General features: G+C 36.7%; 14 protein-coding genes. 13 read left to right on the forward strand and 1 reads right to left on the reverse strand.

The genetic code is table 11. The annotated features are described in order from the left end of the window. Window positions 1–7: 7 nt before the first annotated feature. The 3 genes from IGJ52_RS06085 to IGJ52_RS06095 all read left to right on the forward strand — a co-directional run bounded on the left by IGJ52_RS06085 (window position 8) and on the right by IGJ52_RS06095 (window position 2,746). Window positions 8–1,327, forward strand: a complete 1,320-nt coding sequence (locus tag IGJ52_RS06085; RefSeq protein WP_002357743.1) for a DRTGG domain-containing protein — start codon at window positions 8–10, stop codon at window positions 1,325–1,327. A 13-nt stretch (window positions 1,328–1,340) separates the two neighbouring features. After that, entirely contained in the window at window positions 1,341–2,294 is a 954-nt protein-coding gene (locus IGJ52_RS06090; protein WP_002357742.1) for a DHH family phosphoesterase, read from the forward strand. Window positions 2,295–2,407: 113 nt separating this feature from the next. After that, the gene (locus IGJ52_RS06095) at window positions 2,408–2,746 is read left to right on the forward strand and encodes a zinc ribbon domain-containing protein YjdM (protein ID WP_002357741.1); all 339 of its coding nucleotides are present in this window, start codon (window positions 2,408–2,410) and stop codon (window positions 2,744–2,746) included. A gap of 60 nt (window positions 2,747–2,806) precedes the next feature. Here IGJ52_RS06095 and IGJ52_RS06100 read toward each other — a convergent pair whose 3' ends face one another. After that, complete coding sequence (locus tag IGJ52_RS06100; protein WP_002382283.1) at window positions 2,807–3,205, reverse strand: hypothetical protein; 399 nt, start codon at window positions 3,203–3,205, stop codon at window positions 2,807–2,809. Window positions 3,206–3,260: 55 nt separating this feature from the next. Here IGJ52_RS06100 and IGJ52_RS06105 point away from each other — a divergent pair, with 55 nt between their 5' ends. The 10 genes from IGJ52_RS06105 to mobA all read left to right on the forward strand — a co-directional run bounded on the left by IGJ52_RS06105 (window position 3,261) and on the right by mobA (window position 15,528). After that, window positions 3,261–4,442 (forward strand): VanZ family protein, encoded by a 1,182-nt coding sequence (locus IGJ52_RS06105; RefSeq protein ID WP_438791970.1) that lies wholly within the window; start codon window positions 3,261–3,263, stop codon window positions 4,440–4,442. 53 nt (window positions 4,443–4,495) lie between these two features. Beyond that, entirely contained in the window at window positions 4,496–5,854 is a 1,359-nt protein-coding gene (locus IGJ52_RS06110; protein WP_002419772.1) for a DEAD/DEAH box helicase, read from the forward strand. 548 nt (window positions 5,855–6,402) lie between these two features. Then, window positions 6,403–7,083 carry a helix-turn-helix domain-containing protein gene (locus IGJ52_RS06115; RefSeq protein WP_002384584.1) on the forward strand — a complete coding sequence of 227 codons (681 nt, stop codon included), beginning with the start codon at window positions 6,403–6,405 and terminating at the stop codon, window positions 7,081–7,083. Between the two features lie 348 nt (window positions 7,084–7,431). Then, entirely contained in the window at window positions 7,432–10,074 is a 2,643-nt protein-coding gene (gene alaS, locus IGJ52_RS06120) for an alanine--tRNA ligase (RefSeq protein WP_438791971.1), read from the forward strand. A gap of 202 nt (window positions 10,075–10,276) precedes the next feature. Further along, complete coding sequence (locus tag IGJ52_RS06125; protein ID WP_010775808.1) at window positions 10,277–10,993, forward strand: tRNA (adenine(22)-N(1))-methyltransferase; 717 nt, start codon at window positions 10,277–10,279, stop codon at window positions 10,991–10,993. Then, window positions 10,977–12,095 (forward strand): Nif3-like dinuclear metal center hexameric protein, encoded by a 1,119-nt coding sequence (locus IGJ52_RS06130; protein ID WP_010715158.1) that lies wholly within the window; start codon window positions 10,977–10,979, stop codon window positions 12,093–12,095. The genes IGJ52_RS06125 and IGJ52_RS06130 overlap by 17 nt, the downstream gene beginning before the upstream one ends. Before the next feature lie 28 nt (window positions 12,096–12,123). Further along, on the forward strand, window positions 12,124–13,353 hold the full coding sequence (pepT, locus tag IGJ52_RS06135) for a peptidase T (protein ID WP_142963591.1): 1,230 nt from the start codon (window positions 12,124–12,126) through the stop codon (window positions 13,351–13,353). Window positions 13,354–13,498: 145 nt separating this feature from the next. Then, the gene (locus IGJ52_RS06140; protein ID WP_002384578.1) at window positions 13,499–13,765 is read left to right on the forward strand and encodes a DUF1294 domain-containing protein; all 267 of its coding nucleotides are present in this window, start codon (window positions 13,499–13,501) and stop codon (window positions 13,763–13,765) included. A 19-nt stretch (window positions 13,766–13,784) separates the two neighbouring features. Then, the gene (locus IGJ52_RS06145) at window positions 13,785–14,813 is read left to right on the forward strand and encodes a lysylphosphatidylglycerol synthase transmembrane domain-containing protein (RefSeq protein WP_002360426.1); all 1,029 of its coding nucleotides are present in this window, start codon (window positions 13,785–13,787) and stop codon (window positions 14,811–14,813) included. A 139-nt stretch (window positions 14,814–14,952) separates the two neighbouring features. Next, window positions 14,953–15,528 (forward strand): molybdenum cofactor guanylyltransferase, encoded by a 576-nt coding sequence (mobA, locus tag IGJ52_RS06150; RefSeq protein WP_002361748.1) that lies wholly within the window; start codon window positions 14,953–14,955, stop codon window positions 15,526–15,528. The last annotated feature ends 5 nt before the right edge of the window (window positions 15,529–15,533 follow it).

Below are 15,533 nucleotides of genomic sequence, written 5' to 3' on the forward strand. Positions count from 1 at the left end.
GGAAATTATGGCGACGAAACATGATCAAATTTTAAAACATATTGAAGAATTACCGATTGGCGATCGAATCTCTGTTCGAAGCATTGCCAAAAGTTTAAGTGTTAGTGAAGGAACAGCGTATCGGGCCATCAAAGATGCAGAAAATATTGGGCTTGTTTCCACCATTCAACGTGTTGGTACGATACGAATTGAGCGGAAGTTAAAAAAACATATTGAAAAATTAACATTTGGTGAAGTGGTCCGTATTATTGAAGGGGATGTGTTAGGCGGTAGCTCTGGTCTAGACAAAGTCCTTAATAAATTTGTAATTGGTGCGATGACAGAAACCGCGATGACGCGATATATTACTCCCGGATCCTTAATGATTGTTGGTAACCGCCAAGGCGTGCAAAAGCTTGCTTTAGAAAATGGGGCAGCCGTTTTAATTACAGGTGGATTTGAAACATCTGAAGAGATTGCGCAGTTAGCAGATCGTCTGGGTATGCCTGTCTTGAGAACCACATATGATACATTTACTGTGGCTACTATGATTAACCGTGCTTTAAGTGATCAGCTGATTAAAAAAGACATTTTACTCGTCAGTGATATTTATACAGCGCTTGAAAAAACCAATTATTTGTTGACAACTCAAACGATTGCAGATTATCAGGCATTATCTGAAAGTACCCATCATTCTCGTTTCCCAGTAGTAAATAAGAAATTACGTTTAGTGGGGATTGTCACAGCCAAAGATGTCATTGGTAAAAGTGAACATTTAACCGTGGATAAAGTCATGACCAAGGATCCCAATGTTGTGAAAAAGATGATGAGTGTAGCGAGTGTCAGTCATCAAATGATTTGGGATGGTCTAGAAGTCATGCCGGTGGTGGAAGATGATTTAGCGCTTGTTGGAATTGTTTCTCGCCAAGATGTGATGAAAGCCATGCAATTGGTGCAACGACAACCACAAATTGCAGATACAATTTCAGATCAAATTTCCGGGGAAGTGATGCCTGTTGAAGAAAATGGCAAAGAAACAACCCGTTTTCGTTTTTCGGTTGCGCCCCAAATGGTTAACAGTGTTGGTACCATCTCGTTCGGTGTCCTAAGTGAAATTATTTCTAACGTGACACAACGAACAATGTTGATGAATCAAAAAAGAAATGTACTAATTGAACAAGTGAATCTACATTATTTGCGGCTAATCCAGTTGGAAAGTGAATTGGACATTCGTCCACGGATTTTAGAAATTGGTCGTCGCTCTGCAAAATTAGATATTGAAGTTTATTTAGAAAATGTCATTGTGGCAAAAGCAATTGTTGTTTGCCAAGTGATGGAGAGAACGTAGGAGGCTACAAAGAATGGACGTAGTAAAAGAAATTATGGCAGCAATTAAACAATATGAAACAATTATTATTCATAGACATCAAAGGCCCGACCCAGATGCGATTGGCTCACAGGTTGGGTTAGCAGAACTCTTAAGAGCGAGCTTTCCTGAAAAAAATATTTATCAGGTAGGCGGACCAGTGGAAGGTTTAGAGTTTTTAGCTGAAATGGATGTTATTACTGACGATGTCTATCGAGGTGCATTAGTCATTGTAACAGATACTGCAAATGCTCCACGAATTAGTGATGCGCGTTTTTCTTTAGGCGATCAATTAATTAAAATCGATCATCATCCGAATGATGAACCTTATGGAGATTTAGTTTGGGTGAATACAAATGCAAGTAGTTGTAGTGAAATTATTGTTGATTTTTGGCAACAGCATTTAGCAGAATTAACGATGACAGATAATGCAGCTCGTTTATTGTATGCTGGGATTGTGGGGGATACAGGGCGTTTTCTTTATCCTTCCACTTCGGCGCATACACTCGCTGTCGCTGCGCAATTGCGTACGTTTAACTTTAATGCCGCAGACTTAAATCGTGAGTTAGACCAAATGCCTTTAAAGGTTGCTAAATTAGCGGGTTATATTTATCAAAATTTAGAAATCGACGCAAATGGCGCTGCTCGTGTCGTTTTACCACAAAGTATTTTAAACAGTTATGATATTGTCGATTCTGAAACGGCAGCCATTGTTTCAATGCCAGGAAAAATTGAAGATGTTCTCTCATGGGCAATCTTTGTTGAACAGCCGGAAGGTTATTATCGCGTTCGGTTACGTTCCAAAGGCCCAATCATTAATACAATTGCTAAAAAACATCATGGCGGCGGCCATCCTTTGGCAAGTGGCGCTAATGCCCGTGATGCAGCTGAAATTGAAGTGATTTACCAAGAAATTCAGGCAGCTTGCCAAGAGTGGGCTCAAAAATAAATAAGTAATTAGAAAGTAGTTATCGGTTGTTGATAAATCATTAGGACTACTTTTCATTCACTAGAAAATAAGGTAAAATGAAAAAGAATTATTTTTTACAAAGGAGAACGTTAATGACAGAGCAATTACCAAACTGCCCTGAATGTGGGTCGGCATATGCCTATGAAGATCGCGGATTATTTATTTGTCCAGAATGCGGTCATGAATGGTCACCAACAGAAGAAGTTGCAGAAGAAGGCTTAGTAGTCAAGGACTCAAATGGCAATCTTTTAGCAGATGGTGACAGTGTTACTGTAATCAAAGATTTGAAAGTTAAAGGTGCCAGTGGCGCAATTAAACAAGGCACAAAAGTGAAAAACATTCGTTTAGTGGAAGGCGATCATAACATCGACTGTAAGGTAGATGGCTTTGGTCCAATGAAGTTAAAATCAGAGTTTGTTAAGAAAAATTAGATTTCATTTGAATGATGAGACAGTAAGAGTCTAGGACACAACCATCGTCCTAGACTCTTACTAATGTTTATCGGTCTTGTATTTTATCATTGTACGAAGGCCGTGCCAAGCGTTGTAAAGTGTGAGGATTAACCCGATACCTAAAGGAATCCATAACCATTGCGGAGAATAAGCGGCATCTTTTAACGTTTCAGGGTTGATGGTCCATGATTCTTGCAATACTTGGAAACTAAAAACCATGAGAAATGTTGAAATAAGTAACAAAATAAACCGTAAATAATGAATCGTTGTTTGACGGTGAATCAGTGCAAAGAGTAAGTAGAGCACAAGTAAGAATAGCGGCACTCCAAACGCGAAATATGGCTGTAACATGAGAACGTCCTCCTTTTTCTTAATGATACTGCAAAGGAGAGGATTTGCAAAATAAAATTTATTGTTGGTACATTTTTTTAGAAACAAGTATAGTGTTATTGAGGCATTCATACTTGAAATTGTTTATCTTGGAGGAATTTTTATGGCAGTATATAGCGAACCAATTAAATGGGCAATCATTATTTTCCCGTTTCTAGCATTTTTTATTTCTGGGGCATTATTAATCTATGAATACCGCAAATATGGTTCATTTGTTTGGATACGAGCAATGATTTTGTATTCATTTGTTTTTTATTTATTATGTGCCTATTTCTTGGTGATTTTACCGTTGCCATCTCGGGCAGAAGTGGCTCAATACACAGGACCAACAATGGAACTGCGGCCTTTTCATTTTATTTCAGGGATTTTAAACGAAACTGTTTTTTCGCTCAAAGATCCTAGTACGTATTTGCCAGCATTAAAACAGCATGCCGTTTTAGAACCACTGTTTAATGTTTTATTAGTTTTACCTTTTGGTGTGTATTTACGGTATTATTTCAAATGTTCATTTTTAAAAACAGTTCTTGCAAGTTTTTTATTGTCATTATTTTTTGAATTAACACAGTTATCTGGCCTTTATTTTATTTATCCACGTTCGTATCGCCTGGCGGATGTCAATGATTTAATTAATAATACCGTCGGAGGCATGGTCGGTTATTGGTTGACGCCACTCTTTACCTTTTTATTGCCAACAAGAGAAGAAATTGATGCCACCTCTTATGAAAAAGGGCAGACAGTTAGCCTGTTAAGACGTTTCTTTGCATGGGGGATTGATTGGTTGGTGATTGGCTTTGTGCAAGGCCTGCTCGTTTTTGGACTAAATTTCATTCCAGCTTATAAAAATTTGGCAACCAATTATCCGTTTTTTTCAGATCGGATGTGGTTCTTTATCATGGTGTTTGCGGTCTTTATCGTCATGATGAAACTGACAAATGGTCAAACGTTAGGGAAAAAAGTTGTGCGCATTCGGGTGGTTGAAACAGGACATGAAAAAATTCGTTTAAAAGCTTTGTTTGTTCGTTACGGTTATTTGTATTTTGTATATGGCTTAATTAGTATTTATCTAGCTAATGCCGCTGATTTATTGAATTCTTCTAATCGGATGTTGCAAATGGTGTCATTGCTTCTGTATTTGTTCTGTTTAATTTTATATTTACTATTTTTGATCAACGTTTTGTTAACCTTGATTCGTAAAAAACGGCGTTTGTTTTATGAAAAAGCCAGCCATACTTATACAGTCAGTACATTAGAAGTTGCGAAAACAAAGGAATCAGCAGGTGAGTAAAAGTTGTTTTTGTGTTATAATGCCAAAGTGCATAAATAATTTAACGAGAAGAGGTGAGGCAAGTGCCTTCATTTAAACAATTTCAATTTCAACCTTTTATCAACGAAGCACTCGCAGAAAAAGGGTTTGAAGAACCAACAGAAGTCCAAGAAAAATTAATCCCAATCATTAAGAAAGGGAAAAGTGTCATTGGACAATCGCAAACAGGAAGTGGAAAGACGCATACTTTTTTACTTCCATTAATGGATAAAGTTAAGCCAACTATCGACGAAGTGCAAATTGTGATTACTGCGCCTAGTCGTGAATTAGCCAATCAAATTTATCAAGAAGCGCAGCAACTGGCTCGTTTCAGTCAACCAGAAATTCGCGTGTCAAATTTTGTTGGCGGAACAGATAAACAACGTCAATTAACTAAATTAAAGCATCAGCAACCTCATGTGGTGATTGGTACACCAGGGCGGATTTTAGATATGATGAATGAACAAGCTTTGAAAGTGCATACGGCTTTTGCCTTTGTTGTCGATGAAGCAGACATGACATTAGATATGGGCTTTTTAGCAGAAGTCGATCAAATTGCCGGTCGTTTGCCAGAAAAATTACAAATGCTCGTTTTTTCTGCAACCATTCCAGAAAAATTACGACCATTTTTAAAAAAATATTTAGAAAATCCAGTGATTGAACATATCAAACCAAAAGCAGTTATTTCAGAAACAATTGACAATTGGTTGATTTCCACCAAAGGAAAAAACAGCAATCAAATAATTTATCAATTATTGACTATCGGGCATCCTTATTTAGCGATTGTTTTTGCAAATACTAAACAAAGAGTTGATGAAATCACCGATTACTTAAAAGATCAGGGCCTAAAAGTTGCCAAAATTCATGGAGACATCACACCACGCGAAAGAAAACGTGTGATGCGTCAAGTTCAAAATCTTGACTACCAATATGTGGTAGCTACTGATTTAGCCGCACGTGGGATTGATATTGAAGGGGTTTCACATGTCATCAATGCAGAAGTTCCACATGAATTGGACTTCTTTATTCATCGGGTTGGCCGCACAGGACGTAATGGATTGAATGGAACTGCCATAACATTATATTCACCAGCAGATGATGAAGCGATTACTCAGATTGAGCAGTTAGGTGTTTCTTTCAAACCAAAAGAAATTAAAAATGGTGAGATTGTAGAGACGTATGATCGCAACCGTCGAACAAAACGAGAAAAATCTCGAGAAGAATTAGACCCAACGTTAATTGGTTTAGTGAAAAAGAAAAAGAAAAAAATTAAACCAGGATACAAGAAAAAAATTAATTGGGCAATTGAAGACAGCAATAAGAAAAAACGTAAAATTGAACGTCGTCAGAAAGATCGTTCTGCTAGAAAAGCAAAAAAGAATTCTTCTAACTAAAAACGTTGTGGATTATTTAAAGTAAGGGACGAGAATCTTTAAGATTCTCGTCCCTTACTTTTTTATATGATAAATATTTAAGTCACTTTTAAAATAACTCTTTTTTTAAAGTGACTATTGCTAAAAGTAGAGAAATTTACCGATTAATTGTAAAGATTTTTGTTAAAAACATCAAAATGTTAGTGTTTAGAACCAACATTTTGATATTTTCTCAAGAAAAAAATGATAAAATTACAGATTTTTTGGCATGTTTTAGCAAAAAGTAGGAAGTTTCGGCCTTTTTTTTGTAAAAAAATCGGCTTTATTAGTTGATATTAAAGGAAATTCATTTTTTTTTACGGAGGATAAAAAAATTTCACACACAAAAAAATGCATTTTCTAATATAATATAAATAACCACTAAAATAAAGAATAAAGGAGCGAAGAGAGATGAAGATAAAAAGGTATTTATTAATCAATCGCTGGAGGAAACACGCGATTTGGTAACGTATTTTGATCGGTGCGTTTAGTTATGGGTAACAGAAAGAAGTTCTAGGAGGAAAGAAAAAATGAGAAGGATTTTGGTATTAACAAAGAACATTTTAGTTGAGCAAACATTTCAGCAGCAATTACAATATTTAAATTATGAAGTCTTTTGTACAAACTGCTTTGAAGAAACTGTAGAACACGAGTTAACTTTTTTTAATTATTTTGATGCAATTGTGTTAAGCGAAACACTTTCTCAGAACGATTGCTTGAGATTATTAGGAAGTCTTTCATCATTAGAGAAGCCGATTTATCGACGTTCACAATCGATGTGTAACAAACGTGAAGCGGAGATTTGGCAGGAAAGAGGCATTATCCGGTGGTTGGGCCTCAAAGATTCATTGGAAGAGATTCGTGAAAAAATTGACACGGTGGATCAAAGTTTTGCCGAAGTAACAGCCGAGCTGCTTGATGACCAAGTAAAAAAGATTCGCTTTACAAAAAACGAACAACGCTTTTTAAAAATCTTGTATCAGCATGCCCACGAAGGGTTGGATCGTGATCAAATTTGTCGCTTGCTTTGGCAGAAAGAACCAGATGCTTCTACAAAATCGCAGCTGTCTTTTGTATGTAAACGAGTGAAACAAAAATTTAGTGATGCAGGTATGAATGAAGAGATTATTACGACCTCTTGGGGAAAAGGGTATCAAATAAATGAAAAAATTTTGCCTTATTTAGAGCAAACGTTGTTTGAAACAGCTTAGTAAGGAAAGATTCCTACGAAAACAATTGACTTTTCGGTAGATTTTTCTTATACTTTTGACTATAAGCTAAAGGATATGAGGAATCTTATTTGGATCACAGAAAGCCGTTCATTGCTGAGAGAAGGGCATCAGATAAATTTACTTGCTCCCTTTAGATGGACTTGATAGAAATATCAACGCGACTCTGCGTTATAGAGCTTAAGAGGTAATGATCCAACATCATTGCAATCAAGGTGGTACCGCGAGCAATCGTCCTTGACTGCAATGGTGTTTTTTGTGTTCACAATCTGCCACTTAAGAGGGTACAAAACATAAATAGTTAATTATTAATAGAAAGTAGGAAAATCAATGAAAGAATTAACAAGTAGTCAAGTTCGCCAAATGTATTTAGACTTCTTTAAGTCTAAAGGACATTCAGTAGAACCAAGCGCTTCTTTAGTACCAGTAAACGATCCAACATTATTATGGATTAACTCTGGTGTTGCAACCTTGAAAAAATATTTTGATGGCTCTGTTGTGCCAGAAAATCCAAGAATTACGAATGCTCAAAAATCTATTCGTACAAATGATATTGAGAATGTTGGGAAAACGGCTCGTCATCATACAATGTTTGAAATGTTAGGGAACTTCTCAATTGGAGATTATTTTAAAAATGAAGCGATTCACTGGGCTTGGGAATTTTTAACTGGTGCTGAATGGCTTGCTTTTGACCCAGAAAAATTATATGTGACTGTTTATCCGAAAGATACAGAAGCAAAACGCATTTGGCGTGATGAAGTTGGTTTATCTGAAGACCATATTATTGATGTAGAAGATAACTTCTGGGATATCGGTGCTGGTCCTAGTGGTCCGGATACGGAAATCTTTTATGATCGCGGCGAAGAATTTTTAGATATTCCAGAAGATGATCCAGAAAATTATCCTGGTGGCGAAAATGAACGCTATTTAGAAATTTGGAACTTAGTGTTCTCTGAATTTAACCATACACCAGAAGATACGTATGAACCATTACCACATAAAAACATTGATACGGGCATGGGCTTGGAACGTGTTGTATCTATTATTCAAGATGCACCAACAAATTTTGAAACTGATTTATTTATGCCAATCATTCATGCGGTAGAAGCTTTAGGAACCAACGTAAAATATGGAGATGCACCACAAACGGATGTTTCCTTTAAAGTGATTGCTGACCATATTCGTGCCTTATCCTTTGCAATTGGTGATGGTGCGCTTCCTTCAAATGAAGGTCGTGGCTATGTGTTACGTCGTTTATTACGTCGTGCGGTAATGCACGGGAAAAAATTAGGCATTAATGAAGCCTTTTTATACAAATTAGTGCCTGTTGTTGGGGAAATCATGGTAAGCTACTATCCAGAAGTATTACAACAAAAAGACTTCATCGAAAAAGTGGTTCGGACAGAGGAAGAACGTTTCCATGAAACCATCAATGAAGGTTTAAGCATGTTAAATGAGGTTATTAAAGAAGTTAAAGATGCAAAAGGCAATACATTAGATGGAAAAATTATCTTCAAACTTTATGATACTTTTGGCTTCCCAGTAGAATTAACGGAAGAAGTTGCGGAAGATGAAGGCTTGAAAGTCGATCATGCTGGGTTTGAAATAGAAATGGAAGCACAGCGTGAACGTGCTCGTTCTGCCCGCAGTAAAGAAACTTCAATGGGTGTTCAATCTGCTTTATTAACAGATATTAAAGTAGAAAGTAAATTTGTTGGCTATACAGAATTAACACATGATAGTGAATTATTTGTTATTATTCAAGGTGACGCACTAGTAAATGAAGCATCTGCAGGAACAGCCGAATTAATTTTTGCTGAAACACCATTTTATGCTGAAATGGGTGGACAAATTGCTGACCGCGGCTATGTAAAAAATACCGCAGGGGAAGTCGTTGCCAACGTGGTGGATGTGAAAAAAGCACCAAACGGTCAATTTTTACACAAAGTAGAAGTTTTGGCGCCATTAGCTGAAGGCCAAATTTATCAATTGCAAGTGGACGAACGGATGCGGACACGTATTTTGAAAAACCATACGGCAACCCATTTATTGCATCGTGCTTTAAAAGATGTGTTAGGGGAGCATGCCAACCAAGCAGGCTCATTAGTTGCACCAGGACATCTACGTTTTGACTTTACTCATTTTGGGCAAGTTACATCAGAAGAACTAGCGCGGATGGAAGCCATCGTTAACGAAAAAATCTGGGAAGCTATTCCTGTTGTCACAATTGAAACAGATATTGATACAGCGAAAAACATGGGCGCAATGGCGTTATTTGGCGAAAAATATGGCAAAGAAGTCCGTGTAGTTAATATTGGGGATTACTCTATCGAATTATGTGGTGGAACACACGTTGCTAATACAGAAGATATCGGGATTTTCAAAATTGTTTCCGAATCTGGGATTGGTGCAGGAGTACGCCGTATTGAGGCAGTGACGAGTAAAGAAGCGTATCAACTTTTACAAGAAGAAGAACGTCAATTGAAAGAGATTGCTACATTAGTTAAATCACCTCAATTAAAAGAAGTGGTTACGAAAACAGAGCAATTGCAACAACAATTACGTGATCTACAAAAAGAAAACGAACAATTGGCTGGCAAATTAGCGAACCAACAAGCTGGTGACATTTTCAAAGATGTCAAAGAAGTCAACGGTGTTCGTTATATTGCCGCTCAAGTCAATGTTAAAGACATGAATCAATTACGCCAATTGGCCGACCAATGGAAACAAAAAGAATTGTCTGATGTACTAGTTTTAGCAACTGCACAAGATGAAAAAGTAAGTTTGTTAGCGGCTATGACAAAAGACATGAACGGAAAAGGCCTAAAAGCCGGTGACTTAATCAAAGCAATTGCGCCAAAAGTTGGCGGTGGCGGCGGTGGTCGTCCTGATATGGCTCAAGCTGGTGGGAAAAATCCAGCAGGGATTGCGGATGCCTTAGCAGAAGTTGAAAACTGGTTGGCAAAGGCCTAATTAAAAATGTTTTCCCTATTATTAATATAAGGAGAATGCTCTTTATAGCAATAATGACAGCCCTCTTCAAAGTTATGAAATTGATTTTGAAGGGGGTTCTTTTTTATAAGTGATTACGGAGAGAAAACAGTAGATTGCACGAATGTGTAAGTTTTCATCTTCAATTGACAATGGTATAATAAGCAACGGAGGAATCAAAAATATGAATGAAAATCAATTATCAAAACGCCTCGCAACGGTTGGTGATTTAATCCCTAGAGGAAGTCGCTTAGCAGACATTGGTTCAGACCATGCTTATTTACCAGTTGCTTTAATGTTAGAAAATAAACTGTCTTTTGCTGTGGCTGGGGAAGTGGTAGAAGGCCCTTATCAATCTGCCAAAACCCAAGTCAGTAAATCCAATTTGACGGATAAAATTATCGTACGTTTAGCGAATGGGCTAGATGCAATTGAACCTGAAGATCAAATAGACGTCATTAGTATTTGTGGAATGGGCGGCACATTAATCCGAGATATTTTAGAAGCTGGACGCAAAAAAAATCGTTTAACAGGGAAGGAACGCCTTGTTTTACAACCGAATATTGGTGAACCAACTTTACGCCGCTGGTTAATGGTAAACGACTACAGTATTATTGATGAAACAATCGTGGAAGAAAACCGTAAATTGTATGAAATTATCGTAGCCGAAAAAACAGAGCAATCCGTTTCTTATACGGACCAAGAATTACTATTTGGGCCAGTTTTAATTAAAAAACAAGGACCGGTTTTTACTAAAAAATGGCAACGAGAATTAAAACAGCGCAAAACTGTTCTTGCACAACTAGCAAAAGCAAGTGGAGAACATATTGAAAAACAAGCGAAACTACAGCAAGACCAACAATTAATTGAGGAGGTACTGACCAATGGCTGTGAACGGTAAGACATTGATTCGACGCTTCAATGACTATTGTCCCGAGTGGTTAGCTGAAACGGGAGATCCTGTGGGCTTGCACATTGGTACGTTAGATAAACCAATTGAAAATGTGATGGTTACCTTAGATGTTCGTCCTGAGGTCGTTGAAGAAGCAATTGAGAAGCAGGTTGATTTAATTATTGCGAAACACCCACCTATTTTCCGCCCAGTTAAGCGATTAACCACAGATAATTTTCAAGAAAAAATGTACGCTGATTTATTAAAACACGATATTGCTGTTTACGCAGCGCATACTAATATGGATATTATTGACAATGGCTTAAACGATTGGTTTTGTGAATTATTGGGAATTAAACAGACCACCTTTTTAACTAAAACACATACTGTTCCTTATAAAAAATTAGCCGTTTTTGTGCCAATTGATGAAGCTCCGCAAATGAGAGAAGCTTTAGGTCTAGCTGGCGCTGGAGCTCAAGGTGATTATTCTAAAACAAGTTACTCTTTAATTGGAACAGGACGTTTTACACCAACACAAGGAGCAAATCCCACGATTGGCGAAATTGGTCAAGAAAGTGTCGTCCAAGAAGCAAAAATCGAAGTGATTTTCCCTGAAACTAAGCAGGAACAAGTTCTTGCAGCTATGTTACAAGCGCATCCTTATGAAGAACCGGCGTATGATGTTTATACCATTGAAAATCAATCAAAAGAATTTGGTTTAGGTCGGGTTGGAGTATTAGACAAGCCTGTGAGATTCTCTGATTTTGTACAGCAAGTCAAGGAAGCTTTCCAATTGGACGGCTTGCGGGTCATTGCAAAAGATGATACTAAAATGATTCAACGGGTAGCCATTTGTGGTGGAAGTGGTGAAAAATTCTATCATGATGCATTACGTAAACAAGCCGATGTCTATATTACTGGTGATGTGTATTATCATACGGCACATGACATGATTGCTGAAGATTTACCAGTCATCGATCCTGGTCATTACATTGAAGCGCTTTGTAAGCCAAAACTTGTGGAATTAATGAATCAATGGAAACAAGAAAATGAGTGGGCTGTATCCATTTTTGAATCAGAAGCGAATACCAACCCATTTCGTTTTAAATAAAAAATGAAGATTAAAGGAGTGTTCTTTTATGTATGAAAATTTATTACCTCGTTTTTTACGCTATGTGAAAACAGAAACACGCTCAGATGCAACAAGCACAACGACACCATCAACACAAACACAAGTAGCCTTTGCACAAACCTTAAAAAAAGAATTAGAAGAATTAGGAATGAGCGATGTTATTTATAACGAAACAAATGGTTTTGTAATTGCTACGTTACCTAGTAACGTGGAGAAAGACGTTCGTTCAATCGGCTTTATTGCCCATATGGATACCGCTGATTTTAATGCAGTGAATGTTTCTCCGCAAATTGTTGAGAACTATGACGGAGAATCAACGATTCCTTTAGATAAAGAAGGCAAATTCACTTTAAATACGAAAGACTTTCCTAACTTAAAAAATTATCGTGGTGAAACACTTATCACAACCGATGGTACCACTTTATTAGGGGCTGATGATAAATCAGGTATTGCGGAAATAATGACAGCCATGGAATATTTAATTAATCACCCAGAAATTAAACATGGCACCATTCGTGTGGCTTTCGGTCCTGACGAAGAAATTGGTGTAGGTGCCGACAAATTTGATGTCGCTCAATTTAACGTGGATTTTGCTTATACAATGGATGGCGGACCAGTAGGTGAATTACAATTTGAAACGTTTAATGCGGCGCAAGCAGAAATTACAATTCAAGGGAAAAACGTTCATCCAGGAACAGCAAAAAATACAATGATTAATGCGTTACAATTAGGAATTGATTTCCATAATGCCTTACCTGCTGACGAAGTTCCAGAAAAAACAGAAGGTGAAGAAGGCTTTTATCATTTAGCAGCGTTTGGTGGAACGCCAGAAGAAGCTACAATGACGTATATTATTCGCGATCACAATCGCGAGATTTTTGAAGCACGTAAAGCTAAAATTAAAGAAATTCAGCAAACATTGAATGCACCATTTGATGAAGAACGAATCAAAGTTGATTTATTTGATCAATACTATAATATGCGAGAAGTGATTGAAAAAGATATGTCCATTGTCGAAATTGCTAAACAAGCAATGGAAGAATTGTCAATTCAACCAATTATTGAACCTGTTCGCGGTGGAACGGATGGCTCAAAAATTTCTTATTTAGGGATTCCAACACCAAATATCTTTGCTGGTGGCGAAAATATGCATGGCCGTTTTGAATTTGTTTCATTACAAGCCATGGAAAAAGCGACCAATGTGATTATTAAAATTGCTGAATTAAATGCAAAATAAATGAGGCACTCAATAGGAAAGTAAGAAAACGGGCAACCGAGAGCTTACTTTCCTGTTGTAGTTTCATGAGTCATTGAAAATTTTTTTGCAATTAGAATCAGAACAAGGTATCCTAGTACAGTAACTAGTTAGGAGGCCAGAAAGAATGCTTCAGTGGATAGTAATCATTTATCTCCTCGTCATTAATTTAGTATTGTTTAGTATGATGGGTTATGATAAAAAACAAGCAAAACGTGGGAACTGGCGTATTCCAGAACGCCGCTTATTGACGATAGGACTTGTCGGTGGCGGTTTAGGTGGGCTAATGGGACAAAAGAAATTTCATCATAAAACCCAAAAACCAGTTTTTGCATTGTGTTATTCAATTGGCGTAATCGCGATGATTAGTTGCATCTATCTAACGTTTAAGTAAGAACAAAAAAGGAGAAGCGATGAAAGGAAAAGTAAAAATTGGCTTAAATATGTTGTTAATGATTATCGTTTTAGGCGTAATCTTTTATGTCATGGATAATTCATTAAGTGATATTTTTGCTCAACTGATGGAAACAAGTTGGCTGGTGCTGATTGCTGTTATTTTTTTTGGTGTAGTTTATCAATTTGCAGAAGGGCGCTCAATCAAGGAAATAGCTCGTTATTTTAACAAAGACTTTACGACAGTGGATGGTTTTTTTACTTCTTGTTATGTAGCATTTTATCGGATTATTTCATTTGGCACGGGAACCTTGCTTTCAGAAATTTATTTTTATAAGAAAAAGGGAATTCCTGTTTCTAAAAGTGTGGGGATAACGGCATTACATATGATTATGTACAAAGCAGCCGTGATTTTTTTAGCAATTATTGGTTTGATTATTCAATTTTCCCTGTTTTATGAAAATGCGCCTAAGATGATTCCATTCATTTTAGCAGGTGTTATTTTAACATTAGTAATAATTGCAGCATTACTTATTTTATCTAGTAGCTTAAAGTTGCAAGTTTTATTGGTTAAGTTTGCCAATCGTTGGTTTAAACGACCAAAACTAAGAGATTGGGTGGATAATTGTAATTTACAAATCTATTCCTTGCGGGCGGCTGTCCAAACAATTACACAAGATCGCTCAGCGTTGCTTCGAATCTTTTCATGGAATGTATTTAAATTATTATTTTGGTACATTATTCCTTACATTGTTTTAGTAGAAAATCACCCGAATATTGATTTATTATTAGTGATGTCCTTTACCAGTTTTGCTGTTATTCTTTCAGGAGTTATTCCGACACCTGCTGGCATTGGTCCATTTGAATTTGTTTACTTATTGTTGTTTAAACCATTGGTCGGCAATGTTGATGCTGTAGCATCTGTTTTACTGTATCGATTTGGTAGCTTTGTGTTACCCTTTTTGATTGGCTTGGTTTATGTCGCCATTGAGAAACGAAAATCATTACGCATTGAGATTGAAGAAATAAAACGTCAAACAGATGAATAAGGTAGAACGAGAAAAAGAGAGACTCTTTTTCTCGTTCTTTTTTTTAAAAGGAATTGACTTGTACGAGGGATGTCTTATAATAGACTTAATACATGACTAAAAAATATTTTTTTGAACTAATAAAAATTATGGTAAAGGAGTGGCGAAAATTATTGCTGATTGTACAGCAGTGCTGTTATGCGGCGGGAAAAGTTCACGGATGGGATTTGATAAAGCATTATTGAAAATTCAAGGCCAATACGTGATCTTGCAAACAGCTGAAAAGTTAATGGAACTGTTCGAAGAGGTTATTTTAGTAACGAATGATAGTCAAAAATTTCCTAAGGCGTTTAGAAAATGCACAATCATTCAAGATATGTATCTTGGAAAGGGGCCATTAGGTGGGATTGTGACAGCAATGAACTATACTCAGAAAGCTGAAGTGTTTGTAATTGCCTGTGATATACCAACTTTTTCTCCTAAACTTGTGTATCAGTTAGCCTCTAAGCGTGGACAAAATCAAGTAACAATCTTTGATTTTGAAGGTCGTCAAGAACCATTATTTGGCTTTTATCGATGTTCTTGTTTACCAACATTTCAAAAACAGCTTGCGCAAAATAACTATCAGATTCGGCAAGAATTTGAGCATCTATCTGTAAAAACGGTGCAACTATCAAAAGAGAATCAACTTAAAAATGTCAATCGAAAAGAAGAATTGTCTCAGTGGTATCGATAAAAAGG

It is taken from the genome of Enterococcus sp. DIV1758, from assembly GCF_051711985.1.
GTDB lineage: Bacteria > Bacillota > Bacilli > Lactobacillales > Enterococcaceae > Enterococcus > Enterococcus faecalis.